Raw genomic sequence first — 17,829 nt, forward strand, 5'->3', positions numbered from 1 at the left:
GCCGACATCCTTGAGCAGCGGGGGGAGACGGGCGAGGCGCTGCGGATCCGGCGGGAGGTCGAACTGCCGGTGTACGAGCGGATCGGCGACACCCGCTCCGTCGCAGTCACTTGGGGGAAGATCGCCGACATCCTTGAGCAGCGGGGGGAGGTGGACGAGGCGCTGCGGATCCGGCGGGAGGTCGAACTGCCAGTGTACGAGCGGATCGGCGACACCCGCTCCGTCGCAATCACTTGGGGGAAGATCGCCGACATCCTTGAGCAGCGGGGGGAGACGGGCGAGGCGCTGCGGATCCGGCGGGAGGTCGAACTGCCGGTGTACGAGCGGATCGGCGACACCCGTGAGGCCGCGGTCACCTGGGGGAAGATCGCCGACATCCTGCAGCAGCGGGGACAGACCGATGAGGCCCGCGAACTGCAGCTCAAGCGCTTAGAAATCAATGAACTGATCGGCGACATGGACGGCGTCGCCGCAGCCAGCTGGGACCTGGCGTGTATGGATCTGAGCCGCCAGGATCTCGCCGCGGCGGCAGCACGGCTGAACACTTCCTTCGAGCTTCTCCAGAAGCTTCAGCGAGCCGACGGTGTCGCGGTCGTCGGCGCGACCTGGGGACAGATTCTGCTGACTGCGGGCGAGCGTGGACGGGCGAGGCAGGTGCTTCAGGCAGCCCGAGCCGCTGCCGCCAAGATCGCGCTCACGGACCTTGTCGGCCAGCTCGATGAGCTACTGAAGGCCACGGATGAAGGAAACGAGGAATAATGATCATTGAGCTTGTCGGAGCGGACACCGAAGCCGCCGGGAAAAGCATCAGCGTGCTGACTTCGAGCTGGGGTTTCCCCTCCGAGCCCGTCCGGGCCGGGAAACCCGTGGAGGATTCGGACATCAAGGGCGTTGATCCAGTCGCGGTGACCGCCCTCATCATGTCCATCCCCTCGGCCATGCTCGCGGTCGCGGACATCACCGACCGCATCCGCAAACGTCGCCGCGCCGGCGAACTCATCGAACGCGCCCAACAACTTCAGACGCAGCAGACGGCGGCGCGCCTTGTCCTCGAAGACCGCTCCGTCGACCTCACCACGCTTACCCCTGACCAACTCCTTGACCTCATCACCGACGAGCCGTGAGCCACCTCACCCCAGACAGCACCGTCCAGGCCGGGACATGGACGGCCGACTTGGCCCCCTCTTCTCGACGTGAGTCAGCCCCTGAATGGCCCCCGCAGTGGGTGCCGGGGCCATCAGTACTGGGGCCTGGACAAAACGCCTCGCCTACACGGAGTGTGACCGACACGGGTGAGGGGAAGTGACAGTGACCGAGTGACCGGCATCCACTACGGGTTGGCGGCGATGGGCTGCTGAGCAGAGGATGCACCCAAGCGGCGCCTCTCCTGCTCTTGGAGACGGAGCGCCCCAGAGCCGTGCGGTACGTACCGCACGGCTGTGTCGTTGCCGGGGATCGAGGCGGATCCAGCGGGATCCAGCAGGATGTGAATGTCTGCCTCTGTGGCGTTTCCGCAGGTGAGACGCGTCACCGGTTTGGGTTCGAGTCCCACCCGCCCCACCAAGATCCCCAGGCTGAAACGTTCTGACCTGGGGAAACGTGTGCGGCGAACGTGGGGCTTCGGGCCTTCAGGGCGCGCCTTGCACGGCTGTGAAGTGGGCTTTTCGTGATTCCGTGTCCGTGGATGTCATCAGCGGTAGGGCGACCGTCGCACGGACAGGATCGCCACATCGTCGTGCCGGGCTTCCTCCCCGGCGAACGTGCGCGCGTCGTCGTAGAGAGCCCGCGGCAGGTCGGTTGGAGAGAGTGATACGCGCTGCGTGAGGCTTTCGGTGACGGGGTAGAACGCACCGTCGGCAGCGCGTGTCTCCGTGAGTCCGTCTGTGGTCAGCAGGAGCGTCGCGCCGGATGGGAAGGCGAACCAGTCCACGGTCGTGGGTTCGGCGGCGAGTTCGGCGAGCCCGAGGGGTACGCCGGATGTGAGCGCCGGCGTGATGACGGTGGAGTCCTGGAGTACCTGCGGCAGGACGTGTCCGCAGTTGATGGCCTGTACCTCTTCGTGCGCGTCGATGTTGACGATGAGCGCGGTGACGAATCGTTCGTCGTCGCCGGTTCGTGCCGCGTAGGAGTTGTGCCGTACGACTGAGTCATCCAGCGCATCGACCAGCGCGGTCAAGGTGGGTTCTCTGTGGGCTGTGGCACGGAAGGCGCCGATGACGGCGAAAGCTGCGCCGACCGCAGGCAGGCCCTTGCCCTGGACATCGCCGATCAGCACCCGTGTTCCCCATGGAGAGGTGACGACGTCGTAGATGTCGCCGCCAACGAGCCGGTCCTCCTGTACGGGTTCGTACACGCCGTCGACCAGGACGTCGTCGGTGAGCATGGGGAGAGGGCGCAGGATGTGGCGCTGCATGGCAGCGGCAGTGGAACGAATCCGCAGCACTTCCTGCTCGCGGCTGATACGACGCCGGCATGCGTAGACGGAGGCTGCGCCCAGGGCGAGGGTGAGCAGCATCATGAGGATCCTGTCGAGCCACGGCCGTCCGTCATCGTTGCCGAGAAGCATGGCGACGATGACCACGAGCGCGGTCCAGGCGGACACGAACGTCGTCTGGCGCACGGTGCACAGTGCTGACGCCGCCCCCGGCAGGAATACGAGCAGCCCGAGAAGCCAGACCAGGGACTCCGACAGGGCGCCAAGGGCCAGCACCAGAATGGTCACCAATGCCACGGCGATCACTACTTCGGTGTCGCGCGGTGGTTCGATGGCGTCGCCGGGACGAGCGAGCTTCTTCAAGTGTTTGCGGGGCACGGAACCTCCGGGGCAGATAGCGCACTGGCTCGTACGTTAGGCAGGCTTGGCCATGAGGTTGGCCGCGCCCCGCCGGAAGCTGCCCGGTGGCCAGTCTCTTCGATGACATCGGCCTGCCGTCCACCCGGAGGTGACATCACGGGTGGGCCGTGTCCTGCCGCTGGGTGCGCCATTGGCTGGGGGTGCATCCGAATTGTGTGCGAAACCAGCGGGAGAAGTTGCTCGGCGCCGAGAAGGACAGCAGTTCGGCGATCTCGGTAAGCGAGTACCGCCGGCTTTCGACCATCCGCCCGGCGAGGTCGACCCTGGTGGAGTTCAGTACCGAGGAGAAGGTCTCGCCGCAGTCGGCTAGGTGGCGGTGGATGGTTCTGCGGTCGACGCCGAGGCTGCGCGCGACCTGTTCGACCGAGCATCGCCCGGTGGGCAGCAGCAGCTCGATCAGCTCGCGGACCCGATCGAGGACCGTGGCGTCCTTCGACGGCTCGAAGCCTTCGAGGAACTGCTGGGCATAGGGGCGTAGCAGCGGATCGGACATCTTGTTCGGCTCGTTCAGATCGGTCGCGGCGAACACCATTCCGGTGAAGTCGTGATCGAACGTGGCCGAGGGCCCGAAAACCCACCGGTGCGTGGTCAGGTCCACGGGCGGGCGGTGGGCGAAACAGACGGCCAGCGGTCGCCAGTGGGGGCCGAGGAAGCCGCACAACAAACGGTGCAGCACACTCACGGCCAACTCCACCGACTGTCTCGTCTCCGTCGGCTCGCCGAATTCCAGGCCCACGCGGATCGTGGCCGCCCCGTTCGCCAGAGACAGGCGCAGGCGCAGCGCCTCGTTGTACATGTGCTCGTAGCGGATGAGCATCCGCAGCGCGCTGCGGACGTCGGGTTCCTCCCGGATGACCAGGCTGAGCGGCCCGAGGTTGGAGAACCGGCGCAGCTCGGCCAGCTTCAGGCCGAAGTCCTGGTGCCCCGATGCCGCCGCCGACTGTTCAAGCAGTCGGGCGACCGCGGCGGCGGGGATCCATCGATCCTGCAGGCCCAGGCTCGCAGGGTCGACTCCGGCCCTCCTCATCAGCTGTGCCGGGTCGATCCCGAGCGATCGGCACAGGTCGATGTAGCCGTTCAGAGCCGCGTAGCGGGCGAGGGGTTTCATTACACCTCCGGTGTCCCCGAATGATGCATGTGCTGTCCCTCAGAGATAAGCATCGTCTGGTCGCCACGCCTACCGTTGCGTGCATCACAATCCGAAACCGCCCAGCCGCGGGACGGAGGAGCCCCTCGCGCAGGTGGCTGAAGCCGCTCGCGGCGTGGGCGAGCCGAAGACATCGCGACAGCAGTAGATCCATACGGGCGCTCCCCGGGAGCGTCGTATCCGGGTCGCGGCATGAGTACGAGGAGAGCACAGTGGCGCACGCCATCCGCTTCTACGAACCCGGTCCACCCGAGGTCATGCAATGGGAGAGTGCCGAGGTCGCCGATCCCGGTCATGGTGAGGTCCGGATCCGCCATGCCGCGGTGGGGCTGAACTTCGCCGACACCTACTTCCGCACCGGCCTGTACCCGGCCGAACTGCCCGCCGGCCTGGGCGTGGAGGCCGCCGGGATCGTCGAGGCCGCAGGCCCCGGCGTCACGGATTTCCGCGAGGGGGACCGCGTCACGTACACCGGCAGTCCGCTCGGCGCCTACAGCACTGAGCGCGTGATGCCCACCGCGTCGTTGATCAAGCTGCCCGAAGCCATCGCCTTCGACACCGCGGCGGCGATGACGATGCGCGGCCTGACCGCCTCCTACCTGCTGCGCCGCATCCATCCGCTCAAGGCCGGCGACACCGTGCTGCTGCACGCGGCGGCGGGCGGCGTGGGGCTGATCTTCTGCCAGTGGGCGAAGTTGCTGGGCATCAGGGTGATCGGCACCGTCTCGACCGAGGAGAAGGCCGTCGTCGCCCGGGCGCACGGTTGCGACGAGGTCATCCTCTACCCGCGGGAGGACGTGGCGGCAAGGGTTCGCGAGCTGACGCACGGCGCGGGCGTCCCCGTGGTGTTCGACAGCATCGGCGCCAGGACCTACGAGGCCTCGCTGAACTCACTGGCGAGGCGCGGCCTGCTCGTGTGCTTCGGCACCGCGTCCGGGCCGATCCCGCCGATCGACGCCATGCAACTCGCGGTCAAGGGCTCGCTGTTCGTCACTCGTCCGGCCCTGGCCGACTACATCGCCGACCCGGCCGAGCGCGCCCAACTGGCCGGCGAACTGTTCGACCACGTCGGCTCCGGGCGGATCCGCATCGAGATCAATCAGCGGTACGCCCTCGCTGACGCGGTCCAGGCCCACCGCGACCTGGAGGCAGGCCGCAGCATCGGCTCCTCCGCCTTCACGCTCTGAGTCTCTGAGTCTCTGAGTTCACATCACCCGCACGAGAGGAGAGCGCGATGAGCGCAGCCACGCACGTCACCTCTGCCCGCCCGCCCACCACGACCACGCCCCGGCCCACGATCAAGGCACAACCCCTCACCTGCAGCATCGGCGCGGAGCTGTTCGACGTGAACCTCGGCGACGCCTCCCGCGACGATGCGCTGTTCGCAGAGCTGAAGTCACTGCTGCTGAAGTACAAGGTCGTCTTCCTCCGGGAGCAGGACATCACGCGTGCCGACCATGTCGCTCTCGCCTCGCGCCTGGGTCCGCTGGAGGACCACCCGGTGCTCGGAAGCGATCTGGAGCACCCGGGACTGGTCCGGATCTACAAGGACCTGGACAGCAGGCCCGAGCACTACGAGAACTCCCTCCACTGCGACGGGACCTGGCGCGAGTGCCCGCCCATGGGCGCCGTGCTGCGCTGTGTGGAGACGCCCGAGGTCGGCGGCGACACGATCTGGGTCAACATGGCCGAGGCCTTCCGCAGGCTGCCCGAGCACATCAGGACGCAGATCGCGGCCCTGCGTGCGCGGCACAGCATCGAGTCGACCTTCGGCGCCGTCATGCCGTTGGAGCAGCGTCACGAACTGAAGGCCCGGTACCCGGACGCGGAACACCCCGTGGTGCGCACCCACCCGGAGACCGGCGAGCAGATCCTCTTCGTCAACTCCTTCACCACGCACTTCGTCAACTACCACACACCCCAGAACGTGCGATTCGGCCAGGACCACGCGCCCGGCGCCGCCAACCTGTTGAACTACCTGATCAGTCAGGCGGGCGTGCCCGAGTTCCAGGTGCGCTGGCGGTGGACGCCGAACAGCGTCGCCATCTGGGACAACCGCTCCACCCAGCACTACGCCGTGCAGGACTACTGGCCCGCCGTCCGCAAGATGGAGCGCGCCGGGATCATCGGCGACCGGCCCTTCTGAGAGCCGCATCCCCCTGCTCGACCACACCCCTCTGCTCGACCACACCCTCTGCTCGACCACACCCCTCTGATCGGAGTACCTCCATGCATTTCCTCGACGATGCGCTGTTCCCCGAGAACCAGGAGAAGCTGGTCATCACCTGCGCCCCGTACGGCCCGGAGTGGGAGCCGGACGACTTCCGTGAGGACCTGCCGCTGAGCATGGACGAACACGTCCAGCAGGCGGTGGACTGCTACGAAGCCGGAGCGACCGTCCTGCACATCCACGTGCGCGAGCTCGACGGCAAGGGATCGAAGCGGCTGTCGAAGTTCAACGAGCTGATCGGGCGGCTGCGCGAGGCCGTGCCCGAGATGATCCTGCAGATAGGCGGGTCGATCTCCTTCGCCCCCGAAGGAACGGGCGCCGACGCCAAGTGGCTCTCCGACGACACCCGTCACATGCTCGCCGAGCTGGACCCCAAGCCGGATCAGGTGACCATCGCGATCAACACCAGCCAGATGAACATCATGGAGTTGATGACCGCCGACGACATCGCCAGCACATCGATGACCCGTCCCGAACTCGCGGAGGCATACCGCGAGATGACCGTCCCGGCCGGACCGGCCTGGGTCGAGGAACACCTGCGCCGCCTGCAGGCCGCCGGCATTCAGCCGCACTTCCAGCTCTCGAGCATCCCCCAGCTCGAAACCGTGGAACGCCTGATCCGCCGGGGCGTGTACACCGGCCCGTTGAACGTCACCTGGGTGGGTATCGGCGGCGGCTTCGACGGCCCGAACCCGTACAACATCATGCAGTTCGTCAACCGGGTGCCCGACGGCGCGGTGCTCACCCTCGAGACCCTCATGCGCAGCGTGCTGCCGGTCAACGTCATGGCCATCGCCATGGGGCTGCACCCCCGCTGCGGCAACGAGGACACCCTCTGGGGCCGCAAGGGACAGAAGATGACCTCCGTCCAGCAGGTCTGGCAACTGGTCCGCGTCGCCGGCGAGCTCGGCCGCGGGGTTGCCACCGGCAAGGAGGCCCGGGAGATCTACAAGATCGGCACCGCGTACGCCGATGCCGACGAGACCCTGGCCAAGCTCGGCTACGCCCCCAACCGCAAGCCCGGCCAGGTCGGATTCACCCACCACGCCTGAACAGGCGACCTCGGCCGACACCCGCGCTCGGGCCGGGTCGGGGGCGCGGCCCGTAGGCCGCCCCCGGCCCGGCCACCTCGCCGACCCCCCGTGGTCGAAGCGTCACCAGTGCCGGCTCCGCTGTGAGGAGTAACCGTGGCATCGCGCGCTACCGTGGGCTCGAAGACGATCACGTCGCCCACCGGATCACGGAGGTCCAGGGCCTACCCCTGGCTCGTGTTCGCCCTGACCTTCGCGTTGTTGCTGTCGGACTACATGTCCCGGCAGGTACTCAACGCCGTCTTCCCTCTTCTCAAATCCGAATGGGCGCTGTCGGACTCGCGCCTGGCCTCGCTGAGCAGCGTCGTCGCGTTGACGGTCGGTCTGCTCACCCTGCCGCTGTCACTGGTGGCGGACCGGTGGGGCCGGGTCAGGAGCCTGGTCCTGATGGCGGTGTTGTGGAGCATAGCCACGCTGCTGTGCGCGGTGGCGACCGGCTTCCACCAGATGCTCGGGACCCGCTTCCTGGTCGGGGTCGGTGAGGCCGCCTACGGCAGCGTCGGCATCGCGGTGGTCCTCAGCGTCTTCGCCCCGCGCGTCCATGCGGCGCTCAGCGGCGCCTTCATGGCCGGCGGATCGTTCGGCTCCGTGGTCGGAGTCGCACTGGGCGGCCTGATCGCCGTGCACCTGAGCTGGCGATGGGCCTTCGCGGCCATGGCGGTCTTCGGGCTGATCCTCGTCGCACTGTTCCGGGCGGTGGTCAACGAAAGGAAGCTGACTCAGTATGCCGTCGAACAGCAGCCGCTCGCGGCCGGGCACATGCCTGTGCCGAGCGGGTTCCGCGCACCCATCTCGAGCCTGTACACCAACCCCTCGCTTCTGTGCGCCTATCTCGGCGGCGGGCTGCAGATGTTCACCGCCGCCGTGCTGCTCGCATGGATGCCGAGCTACTTCAACCGCTACTACCACCTGCCACTGGACAAGGCCGCCGCGATCGCCGCGATCTTCGTCCTGCTCGTCGGCAGCGGAATGGTGATCTGCGGGATCATCACCGACCGGATCGGCCGGGCCGACACCTCGCAGAAGTGGACGAGCACAGTCGTGTTCTGCGCGATCTCACTGGTGTGCCTGTCCGCCGGCTTCCGCCTCGAACCCGGGATGCTGTCTCTGGTCCTCATCGGGTGCGGCGCGTTCTTCGCCGCCGGCTCCTCCGGGCCGACCGCGGCCATGGTCGCCAGCCTCACCCACACCTCGGTACGCGCATCCGCGATGGGCAGCCTCACCCTGGCGAACAGCCTTCTCGGGCTCGCCCTCGGCCCTTTCGTCGTCGGGATCCTCGCCGACCACCTCGGGTTGCTCGCGGCGTTGCAGCTCGCCCCGCTGGTGTACCTGGGCGCGATCGCCGCGCTCGTGCTCGGCAAGCGCCTCTATCCCGCCGGAGTGCGCCGACTCGCCGCACTCACCGAATCCACCCTCCCAGCCCCTTCGACGAACCAGGAACGAACGTGACCACCAACTTTTCACCAACTGTGGTGATTGTGCCGGGTTTGCGCGATCACGTGGCCGAGCACTGGCAGACCCTGCTCGCCGAGCGGATCGAGGGCGCGCGTACGGTACCGCCGCTCGAACACGACAAGCTCAGCCGTGCTGCCCGGGTCGCCGCCCTCGATGAGGTCGTCACCGCCATCGATGGCCCCGTGGTGCTCGTGGCCCACAGCGCCGGCGTGATGACCACGGTCCACTGGGCCCAGCAGCCGACCCGGCGGATCCACGGCGCGCTGCTGGCGACGCCGGCCGACCTGGAACGACCGCTGCCCGACGGCTACCCCACGATCGAGGACCTCGACCGCGGCGGATGGAACCCCGTCCCGCGCCGCAGGTTGCCGTTCCCGAGCATCGTCGCCGCCAGCAGCAACGACCCGCTCGCCGGCCGCCGACGGGTCCTGGGCATGGCAGAGGCGTGGGGCAGCCGCCCGGTCGACCTCGGCGCTGTCGGACACCTGGATCCCGTCGCAGGCTTCGGGTACTGGCCGCGCGCCGAGCAGCTTCTGCGGGACCTGATCGGCGCGCAAGAGGAGGTCGCGTCGTGACCCGGGTGTGTGTGTCGGCCGCCGAGGCGGTCGCCGACATTCCGAGCGGCGCCTCGCTGGCGGTCGGCGGGTTCGGGCTGTGCGGCATCCCCGATGCGCTGATAGAGGCGATCGCCGCGGGACCGGCCACCGACCTGCGGGTGGTCTCCAACAACTGCGGCACCGACGGTCACGGGCTGGGTCTCCTGCTGGGGCAGAAACGGATCCGGCGGGTGATCGCCTCGTACGTGGGCGAGAACGCGGAGTTCGCCCGGCAGTATCTGGGCGGGGAGCTGGAGGTCGAGCTGACACCGCAGGGCACCCTCGCCGAGAAGCTCCGGGCCGGCGGCGCCGGCATTCCCGCGTTCTTCACTCCGGCCGGGGTCGGCACTCCCGTATCCGAGGGCGGCCTGCCCTGGCGCCACCACCCCGACGGGTCGGTGGCGGTGGCCTCCCCGCCGAAGGAGGTCCGGCAGTACGCGGGAAGGCGCTACGTGCTCGAGGAATCGATCACCACCGACTACGCACTGGTGCACGCGCTGACCGGGGACACCGACGGCAACCTGGTGTTCGACAAGGCCGCCCGGAACTTCAATCCGCTCGTGGCGACGGCCGGGCGGCTCTGTATCGCCCAGGTGGAGCAGTTGGTTGCGCCCGGGGAGCTGGACCCGGGGCAGGTGCAGCTGCCGGGCATCTTCGTCGACCGGATCGTGCACACGGGCGTGCAGGACAAGCAGATCGAAAGGCGCACCGTGACCATGGCGAAGGAGGCCGGCGCGTGACCGCGACGCCGACCGGGGCTCGGGGCTGGACCCGCGAACAGATGGCGGCCCGCGCCGCCGCCGAACTCTCCCCGGGTGAGTACGTCAACCTCGGCATCGGGTTGCCGACGCTCATCCCCAGCCATCTGCCGTCCGGCATCGCCGTCGTCCTGCACAGCGAGAACGGGATCCTGGGCACCGGCGCCTATCCGTACGAGGACGCCGTGGACGCGGATCTGATCAACGCGGGCAAGGAGACCGTGACGGTCAACGCGGGTGCCGCGTTCTTCGACTCCGCACTCTCGTTCGCGATGATCCGGGGCGGGCACATCGACACCGCGGTCCTCGGTGGGATGCAAGTGTCCGAATCCGGAGACCTGGCGAACTGGATGGTGCCCGGCGCGATGGTCAAGGGCATGGGCGGGGCGATGGACCTCGTCCACGGCGCCCGCAGGGTGATCGTGCTCATGGAGCACACCGACAGGTCCGGTGCCGCCAAGATCGTACGCAAGTGCACGCTGCCGCTCACGGGGCAGGGCGTGGTGCATCGGATCATCACGAACCTCGCCGTCATCGACGTCACCGATGAGGGGCTCGTACTGCGTGAATGCGCGCCCGGCGTACCCGAGGAGTCGGTGCGCGCGGCCACCGGCGCCCCGCTCGCACCGGCCTCCGCAGCCGCCGCGGACTGCCCCGATCGCGACACCCGAAAGTGAGTTCCGCATGCTGAACCTGTCCGTACTCCTGGAGGACTCCGCGCGCCGCCACCCCGGCCGGGACGCCCTGGTCATCGGCGGCGAGCGACTGACCTACGCGCAGCTGGACGCCCGCGCGAACCAGGTGGCGAACCTGCTCGTATCACGAGGTGTCCGGCCGGGCGACAAGGTTGCGCTGTCCTGCCCCAACGTGCCCGCGTTCCCGGTCATCTACTACGGGATTCTCAAGGCCGGCGGGGTCGTGGTTCCGCTCAACGTCCTGTTCAAGGCACGCGAGATCGAATACCACCTGACGGATTCCGGAGCCAGTGCCTACTTCTGCGTCGAGGGCACGGCGGACCTGCCGATCGGCGAGTACGGGCTCGGCGGCTTCGACGCCGCCGCCGGTTGCCGGGAGATGTTCCTGATCACCGCCACGCCCGATACCGCCTCTCCGCCCACCAGGACGCAGACTCTGACCGACGCCCTCCAAGATCAACCGGATTCCTTCGAGACCGCGCTGCGCGGCCCCGACGACACCGCGGTGATCCTCTACACCAGCGGCACCACCGGCAAGCCCAAGGGCGCCGAACTCTCCCACGCCAACATGGTGCTCAACGCCCTGACGGCCAACCGGCTCTTCGACAGCAACCCGGCCCGCCACGACACGTATCTGCTCACGCTGCCGCTGTTCCATTCCTTCGGCCAGACCGTGACCATGAACGCCGGCATCTCGGTCGGCGCGACCCTGGTGCTGATGCCGCGCTTCGATGCGCAGGCGGCACTGCGGCTGATGATCGACGAGCACGTCACCGTGTTCGCGGGCGTGCCCACCATGTACTGGGGGCTGCTGGGCGCGCTCGGCTCCGGCGTCGACGTCGGCCGCCTCGCCCGCACCCTGCGACTGGCCGTCTCCGGCGGCGCCGCTCTGCCGGTGGAGATCCACACACGATTCGCCGAACGGTTCGGCGTGCAGATCCTCGAAGGTTACGGACTGTCCGAAACCTCTCCGCTGGCCCTGTTCAGCGACCCTGAACGCGATCCCCGTCCCGGATCGATCGGCATACCGGTCTGGGGCATCCAGGCCAAGCTCGTCGACGAGCACGGGAACACCGTCACAGGCGCCGGCCGGATCGGTGAGCTCGCACTGCGGGGACACAACATCATGAAGGGGTACCACAACCGCCCCGGGGCCACCGCGGAAGTGCTGCGCAACGGATGGCTGCGCACCGGCGACCTCGCGCGCACGGACGAAGACGGTTTCTACTACGTCGTCGACCGCGTGAAGGACCTGATCATCCGGGGCGGATACAACGTCTACCCGCGCGAGATCGAAGAAGTCCTGATGAGCCACGAAGCGGTGTCCCTGGCCGCCGTGATCGGCATCCCCGACGCCCGCCACGGCGAGGAGATCAAGGCCTTCGTCATCCGCGAACCCGCCGCGCAGATCACGGAAGCGGCACTCATCGCCTGGTGCAAGGAGCAGATGGCGAACTACAAGTACCCCCGCTCCGTCACCTTCACCGACGCGCTCCCGATGACAGCGACAGGAAAGATCCTCAAGCGCGAACTGAGCCCCACGCAGGCATAGCCGGCCGAAATGGAGTCGAACCATGACCGATGAACTCGATGCAGCCAACTCCAGTGTTGTCGAACAGATGCGGCAGAAAGGCGACTGGAACCCGCTGTGGGACGGGCTCGCGGAACTGGACCCGAACTGGACGGAGACATCCTGAACCGGGCCGGTTCGTGCAGACGGCACAGCGCCGACATGTCCAGGCGCGCCCGCACATCGACGGCGCACCGCTGCCTCGGCAGGACCAAGACCTCGACAGAGGGTCAGGGCTCCGGCTGAGATGGATCCCGCGCGGTCCTCGGGATCTGCGACAGAGCCGGACAGGATGGCCGCCCTCGGCGGCCCGAGGAGGAGCAAAGATGCTGCAGGCGCTGGGATTGGGTCCGGCTGAAGAGGCCATCTACACGGCTCTGCTGGCCAGCCCGGCAGCCTCCCCGCGGGCGCTCGCCCGGCAGACCGGGCTCGGGGAGGTCGAGAGTGTCGGCATCCTGCATGACCTGGCGAAGCGCGGCTTGGTGGCCGTCGCCACCCATACCGAAAGTGAGGCATCCGACTCGGTCGGCTGCGAGGACAGCCTTCAGCTCACCCGCTACCGGCTCACACCGCCCTCGGTGGCCCTTGCTCCGTTTCTCGTCGAGCAGCGCAATGCGCTGCACCAGGCCGAGACCGCGTTCTCCATGCTGACCGAGCAGTACCGCAGCAGCACCGCGGCAACCGCGGGCGGTGTCGTGGAGGTGGTCGTTGGCGTGGAGCAGGTTGCCCACCGCTTCCATCAACTGCAATCCGGCGCCCAACGGGAGTTGCTCGTCTTTCTTGTCGGTACGCCGACGGCCGTGCCGCGCGAGAACGCCGACGCGTCGGAAAGGTCTGCGTTGGACCGCGGAATCGACTTCCGGGTCGTTGCTGCCAAGGACTATCTCGACAGTCACGATGTGGTGCGGGACGTGCGGGAGGCCGTCACGGCCGGCCTCGAGCTTCGTATGGCCGACTCTCTGCCGCTGAAGATGGTCGTGTCGGACCGGGAGCGCGCCATGGTGCCACTGAACACGGCGGACTGCCGCGGCGAGCCGAGCGCAGTCGTGGTGCACCGCAGCGGCCTGCTGACGGCCCTGGTCCATCTCTTTGAGAGGGAATGGACTCAAGCCCGGCCGATATACACCACCACCACCGGTGTGCGAGAGGAGCCGGCGGTCGATCAGGAACCGACCGAAGAGGAACTTGAGGTTCTCGCCCTCATGCTGACAGGGACTTCCGACCGGCGGGCGGCATCCCAACTCGGCCTCTCCATACGCACCGTGGAGCGGCGGATTCGCCGTCTCATGGACATTGCCGGAGCAGAGTCGCGATTGCAACTCGGATGGCACGCGGCACGTTCGGGCTGGCTCTGACTTTCACCATGGCCTGAAAGCTGCGGCCAACGGGTTGCTCGCCGAGAGTGATTGGCGTGGTCCCGACTCTGATGTCGTGGAGAAATACGCGGTTGAACAGCGGCATCTGTCGGCGCGCAGAGCCGATCAGCTGACGAATCCATCGTGAATACCCGCTTGTCGGGGTTCCGCCACGTGGGAAACCCGTCACGCTCGGCAGCCCTATCCGATCCGTATGTCTGCCAGGCTGCGGCCCCAGCGTGGCATGTTCACGGAATCAAGTAGGGACTTCATGCATCCAACAGCGCGAATAGCCTTGGGCGCGGCGACTGCCGCTGTCCTGTCCGTTACCGCGGCCGTGCCTGCCGGGGCGGCAAATACGCCGCCCGACGGCGCATCGGGGAAGAGGCCCGTCATCGGCAGCGGGGCCCCGGCAGCGGGAGGCAAGCAGGTCACGGTCACCCTCGTCACCGGTGACAAGGTGCTGGTGACCACGGACAAGTCAGGTCGCAGCTCGGCGGCCGTGCTGCCCGGCAAGAACGGCACACAGCTGAACGTACAGACCTTCCAGACGGGCCGGGACCTCTATGTCTACCCGGAGGACGCCTCCCGGGCGATCGCCGAGGGCACGGTGGACAAGGAACTCTTCAACGTCACTGGGCTCATCAGCCAGGGATACGACGACAAGCACACCGACACGCTGCCGCTCATCGCCACCTACCGGAACAGTGTGAACGCTGCGGACGGTGTGCCGGCCACGCCCCGTGGGGCCGAGCGGGGCGTGAGCCTGCCGGCTGCGGGCGGGATCGCGCTCCGGGCCGACAAGGACACGGCCGCCGCCTTCTGGCAGGACGTCACCAACCCCCGCTCACGTTCTGCTTCGCACCTGAAGAAGCTGTGGCTGGACCGCAAGGTCGAGACCAAGCTGGACCAGTCCACCGCACAGGTGCACGCGCCGAAGGCATGGGCGGCCGGCTACGACGGCAAGGGCACCAAGGTCGCCGTACTGGACACAGGCGCGGACACCGACCACCCGGACCTGGCGGACCGGGTCACCGCATCCAAGAACTTCACCGACTCCCAGAGCACCATGGACTGGCGGGGGCACGGCACGCACACCGCCTCCACGGCCGGCGGCTCCGGAGCGGCCAGTGACGGCCTGAAGAAGGGCGTAGCCCCCGGGACCGACCTGCTCATCGGCAAGGTCCTCAACGACTACGGCTACGGCCAGACCTCCTGGATCATCTCGGGTATGCAGTGGGCCGTCGACGAGAAGGCCGATGTCGTCTCCATGAGCCTGGGCAGCTCCGCGATCGGCGACTGCAGCGACCCGCTGGCCGATGCGACAGAGGAACTGTCGAAGAGCACGCACACCCTGTTCGTCGTCGCCGCCGGCAACTCCGGCCCGGGCACCGAGACCGTCTCCTCGCCCGGCTGCGTGCCCAGCGTGCTGACCGTGGGGGCCGTCGACCGCGACGACACCACCGCGCTGTTCTCCAGCCGCGGTCCGGTGGCCGTCACCCACACCCTCAAGCCCGAGATCGCCGCCCCCGGCGTCGGCATCTCGGCGGCGGCCACGGGCGGCCGCGGCCTCTACGCGTACCGGACGATGTCGGGCACCTCGATGGCGACCCCGCATGTCGCGGGTGCCGCGGCCATCGTCCGACAGGCTCACCCGGACTGGACCGCACAACAGGTCAAGGCCGCCCTGACATCCTCCGCCCGCACCGCCGGCAAGGTCGCAGGTGCGGATCAGACCGGGGCCGGCGTCCTGGATGTGGCCGCCGCGGTGGACCAGCGGGTGGTCTCCGCGCCCGCCGTGCAGGCCGGCAGCTACACCTGGCCCCAGGACACGTCGGACCGCACCACCGTTCAGGTGCCCTTCACCAACACGAGCCGCAGCGACCTGACGTTCCATCTGAAGGTCAGCGGCGTGCACGGCAACGACGGCAGCGAGGTCACCACCGGCATCCTCGCGCTGAAGGAACGCAGGGTTACGGTTCCGGCGGGGGCCACCGTCCAGGTGCCGCTGCAGGTCGACCCGACCGCCCGTCTGAAGGCCGCTCAGTACGGCGCCGTCACCGGCAGGATCCTGGCCACCGGCGGCGATGTGCACGTCTCCGTGCCCGTCACGCTCCACGTCGAGCCGGAGACGGTCACCGTCAAGGTCAAGGTCATCGACCGCAACGGCAAGCCCGCGACCGGCCTCTCCTCCCTGGACGTCGCCGGCCTCGACACCGACAAGGGCGAGCGCCGCACCAACAACGGCGCGGCTGAGCAGGCCTACCGTGTGCGCCCGGGCGACTACGTCATCAGCAGCTTCGTGGCAACGCCCGACGCGGGCAACGCGGCCGATTCGATCAGTTACCTCGCCCACCCGCAGCTGCGGATCACCAAGGACACCACCGTCGTCCTCGACGCCCGCAAGGCCCACCGGCTGAGCCTGCACACCGACCGTCCCTCGACGCTGCGGGGCACCACCCTCAGCTACAGCCGCTCGTGGGACGACACCTGGCAGCTCAGCGCGTCACTCGCGGCCGGCGCCGCCGTGCAGAAGTTCTACGCGGACGTCGACGGGCGTGCCCTGGACGGCGACTACGAGTTCCGGCCCACCTGGCGCGCGACCGGCGCCGAGGACGGCTCGTCCTACGTCTACAACCTCTCGTTCCCGACCGAGGGGCCGCTCAACTCCGACCAGGCCTACCGGCCGAATGACTCCCGTCTCGCCCAGGTCACCGAGACGTGGCATGCCCTCGGCAAAGAGGCCGATTACATCGACGCACTGTTCCTGCGTCCCTCCGGCAGCAGCGACACCCGGATCCCCGTGAGCCTCTTCCAGACGGTCCACGTGCCCGGTACCCGCACCGCCTACTACACGACCGGCGACGACGCCTGGTCCCACGGCGCGATGACCAGCTTCCCGTTTGCCGCGTTCATGTCGGACCACGATCGCACCTACCGGGCCGGACAGCGGAGCGCCGAGGAGTGGTACCGCGGTGCCATGCGGCCGGGCGCGGCGCGCGATGCCGACGGCAACCTGATGCTGGCCGCCGAGCGGCAGGGCAACCTGATCGGCATCCAGAACGCGCTCTGGGTCGACGGCTCCGGCGACCACTGGACCTACGGCGGGTCGTTCGGCGACCTCGGCAAGATGTCGCTGAAGCGCGACGGTGAGGAGATCGGCAGACTCGCCTATCCGTACGGTGTGTTCAGCGTGCCGGACGAGGACTCCGCGTACGAGCTCACCCAGGATCTGGCCAAGATCTACACGGGCGACCGCAACTGGCTGCGCTCCACCGCGCTCACCACCACCTGGAGCTTCCGCTCCCACCTGGAGTCCGACGTCTACTCCCGCGGCCTGCCGCTCCTCTTCCCGGCGTACGACCTGCCGGTGGACGGCATGAACACCCTGCCCGCGCAGAGCGGCATCAAGGTCGGCCTGTCGGTCGAGGGCCATGCCGGGTACACCCCGGCCGCGGTCACGGAGGCCTCGCTGTCCTACTCCTACGACGGCGGCACCACCTGGACCCAGGCACCGACCGAGCAGCAGGACGGCAACTGGACGGCCGTCCTCGACCACACCGGCGCCACCGGCGAGCAGGTCACGCTGAAGGCCACCTTCACCGACGCCAACAGCAATGCGGTCACCCAGACCACCACTCGCGCGTACGACGTCCGGTAGCCACACTGTCCGGCCGGGCGGTCTCCCCAACAGGGGCCGCTCGGCCGGTGAACGGCAAGGAAGACCTGGCGTTCGTCCTCCAGAACCTCACGGCAGCCCTTTCCTGACCGCACCCCTGGCGCAGGCACGTCCTTGCGCCAGGGGCGCACCCCGTTGCACCAACAATTCGAATGCCTTGCCGTTCCTCCCTATTGCCGATATCGAGAGCATCCTCGAATTCCTTCGCCCGTCTTCCGGTCAAATGTCGTGGCGGGCTCACGACATGGAAGAAATCCGCCACTGCCAATCGGTTGCCCGATCCGTGCGGAGCCCGAGAGTATCTGCCGAATGCAGCAAGAACTTCTTTCTCACGAAGAGTAGGAGAAGCTCATGCACCCTCCGAGCCATTTTCACGGCGGCCCCGAAAGAACGATCTGT

Annotated in this window: 15 protein-coding genes; 13 read left to right on the plus strand and 2 right to left on the minus strand. The window is 68.1% G+C overall.

Annotated elements, in window-relative coordinates:
• Together ACWGO0_RS33995 and ACWGO0_RS34000 are read left to right on the plus strand one after the other, a co-directional pair.
• The coding region (locus tag ACWGO0_RS33995) for a tetratricopeptide repeat protein (protein ID WP_453543768.1) at positions 1–759 on the plus strand (759 nt) is incomplete at its 5' end.
• The gene (locus tag ACWGO0_RS34000) at positions 759–1,124 is read left to right on the plus strand and encodes a hypothetical protein (RefSeq protein WP_453543770.1); all 366 of its coding nucleotides are present in this window, start codon (positions 759–761) and stop codon (positions 1,122–1,124) included. The genes ACWGO0_RS33995 and ACWGO0_RS34000, both read left to right, overlap by 1 nt.
• Before the next feature lie 566 nt (positions 1,125–1,690).
• Here the strand turns inward: ACWGO0_RS34000 and ACWGO0_RS34005 are convergent.
• Positions 1,691–2,812, minus strand: coding sequence for a PP2C family protein-serine/threonine phosphatase (locus ACWGO0_RS34005; RefSeq protein WP_453543772.1), 1,122 nt, complete (start codon positions 2,810–2,812; stop codon positions 1,691–1,693).
• Positions 2,813–2,948: 136 nt separating this feature from the next.
• Positions 2,949–3,962 carry an AraC family transcriptional regulator ligand-binding domain-containing protein gene (locus ACWGO0_RS34010; RefSeq protein WP_453543774.1) on the minus strand — a complete coding sequence of 338 codons (1,014 nt, stop codon included), beginning with the start codon at positions 3,960–3,962 and terminating at the stop codon, positions 2,949–2,951.
• A 251-nt stretch (positions 3,963–4,213) separates the two neighbouring features.
• Between ACWGO0_RS34010 and ACWGO0_RS34015 the strand changes: the two genes are divergently transcribed.
• The 11 genes from ACWGO0_RS34015 to ACWGO0_RS34065 all read left to right on the plus strand — a co-directional run bounded on the left by ACWGO0_RS34015 (position 4,214) and on the right by ACWGO0_RS34065 (position 17,412).
• Positions 4,214–5,188 (plus strand): quinone oxidoreductase family protein, encoded by a 975-nt coding sequence (locus tag ACWGO0_RS34015; RefSeq protein WP_453543776.1) that lies wholly within the window; start codon positions 4,214–4,216, stop codon positions 5,186–5,188.
• Between the two features lie 47 nt (positions 5,189–5,235).
• The gene (locus tag ACWGO0_RS34020; protein ID WP_453543778.1) at positions 5,236–6,147 is read left to right on the plus strand and encodes a TauD/TfdA dioxygenase family protein; all 912 of its coding nucleotides are present in this window, start codon (positions 5,236–5,238) and stop codon (positions 6,145–6,147) included.
• A gap of 83 nt (positions 6,148–6,230) precedes the next feature.
• Entirely contained in the window at positions 6,231–7,283 is a 1,053-nt protein-coding gene (locus tag ACWGO0_RS34025) for a 3-keto-5-aminohexanoate cleavage protein (protein WP_453543780.1), read from the plus strand.
• Between the two features lie 135 nt (positions 7,284–7,418).
• Positions 7,419–8,771 (plus strand): MFS transporter, encoded by a 1,353-nt coding sequence (locus ACWGO0_RS34030; protein WP_453543782.1) that lies wholly within the window; start codon positions 7,419–7,421, stop codon positions 8,769–8,771.
• A gap of 23 nt (positions 8,772–8,794) precedes the next feature.
• Positions 8,795–9,352 carry an RBBP9/YdeN family alpha/beta hydrolase gene (locus ACWGO0_RS34035; protein WP_453543812.1) on the plus strand — a complete coding sequence of 186 codons (558 nt, stop codon included), beginning with the start codon at positions 8,795–8,797 and terminating at the stop codon, positions 9,350–9,352.
• Complete coding sequence (locus tag ACWGO0_RS34040) at positions 9,349–10,113, plus strand: CoA transferase subunit A (protein ID WP_453543784.1); 765 nt, start codon at positions 9,349–9,351, stop codon at positions 10,111–10,113. The genes ACWGO0_RS34035 and ACWGO0_RS34040 overlap by 4 nt, the downstream gene beginning before the upstream one ends.
• Before the next feature lie 41 nt (positions 10,114–10,154).
• A complete protein-coding gene (locus tag ACWGO0_RS34045; RefSeq protein WP_453543814.1) occupies positions 10,155–10,808 on the plus strand; it encodes a 3-oxoacid CoA-transferase subunit B in 654 nt (217 codons plus the stop codon).
• Positions 10,809–10,815: 7 nt separating this feature from the next.
• Positions 10,816–12,378, plus strand: coding sequence for a long-chain-fatty-acid--CoA ligase (locus ACWGO0_RS34050; RefSeq protein WP_453543786.1), 1,563 nt, complete (start codon positions 10,816–10,818; stop codon positions 12,376–12,378).
• 22 nt (positions 12,379–12,400) lie between these two features.
• A complete protein-coding gene (locus ACWGO0_RS34055) occupies positions 12,401–12,523 on the plus strand; it encodes a hypothetical protein (RefSeq protein ID WP_453543788.1) in 123 nt (40 codons plus the stop codon).
• Positions 12,524–12,722: 199 nt separating this feature from the next.
• Positions 12,723–13,751, plus strand: a complete 1,029-nt coding sequence (locus tag ACWGO0_RS34060) for a helix-turn-helix transcriptional regulator (protein WP_453543790.1) — start codon at positions 12,723–12,725, stop codon at positions 13,749–13,751.
• A gap of 271 nt (positions 13,752–14,022) precedes the next feature.
• Positions 14,023–17,412: a S8 family serine peptidase gene (locus ACWGO0_RS34065; protein ID WP_453543792.1), complete on the plus strand. Its 3,390-nt coding sequence runs from the start codon at positions 14,023–14,025 to the stop codon at positions 17,410–17,412.
• The last annotated feature ends 417 nt before the right edge of the window (positions 17,413–17,829 follow it).

This window comes from Streptomyces sp. NPDC055749 (assembly GCF_053617235.1).

What these genes read in the sequence shown, in the direction of transcription:
- ACWGO0_RS34055 (WP_453543788.1), top strand. Translation starts at nt 12,401, where the DNA reads ATGACCGATGAACTCGATGCAGCCAACTCCAGTGTTGTCGAACAGATG.
- ACWGO0_RS34045 (WP_453543814.1), top strand. Translation starts at nt 10,155, where the DNA reads ATGGCGGCCCGCGCCGCCGCCGAACTCTCCCCGGGTGAGTACGTCAAC.
- ACWGO0_RS34060 (WP_453543790.1), top strand. Translation starts at nt 12,723, where the DNA reads ATGCTGCAGGCGCTGGGATTGGGTCCGGCTGAAGAGGCCATCTACACG.
- ACWGO0_RS34025 (WP_453543780.1), top strand. Translation starts at nt 6,231, where the DNA reads ATGCATTTCCTCGACGATGCGCTGTTCCCCGAGAACCAGGAGAAGCTG.
- ACWGO0_RS34050 (WP_453543786.1), top strand. Translation starts at nt 10,816, where the DNA reads ATGCTGAACCTGTCCGTACTCCTGGAGGACTCCGCGCGCCGCCACCCC.
- ACWGO0_RS34010 (WP_453543774.1), bottom strand. Translation starts at nt 3,962, where the DNA reads ATGAAACCCCTCGCCCGCTACGCGGCTCTGAACGGCTACATCGACCTG.
- ACWGO0_RS34065 (WP_453543792.1), top strand. Translation starts at nt 14,023, where the DNA reads ATGCATCCAACAGCGCGAATAGCCTTGGGCGCGGCGACTGCCGCTGTC.
- ACWGO0_RS34000 (WP_453543770.1), top strand. Translation starts at nt 759, where the DNA reads ATGATCATTGAGCTTGTCGGAGCGGACACCGAAGCCGCCGGGAAAAGC.
- ACWGO0_RS34020 (WP_453543778.1), top strand. Translation starts at nt 5,236, where the DNA reads ATGAGCGCAGCCACGCACGTCACCTCTGCCCGCCCGCCCACCACGACC.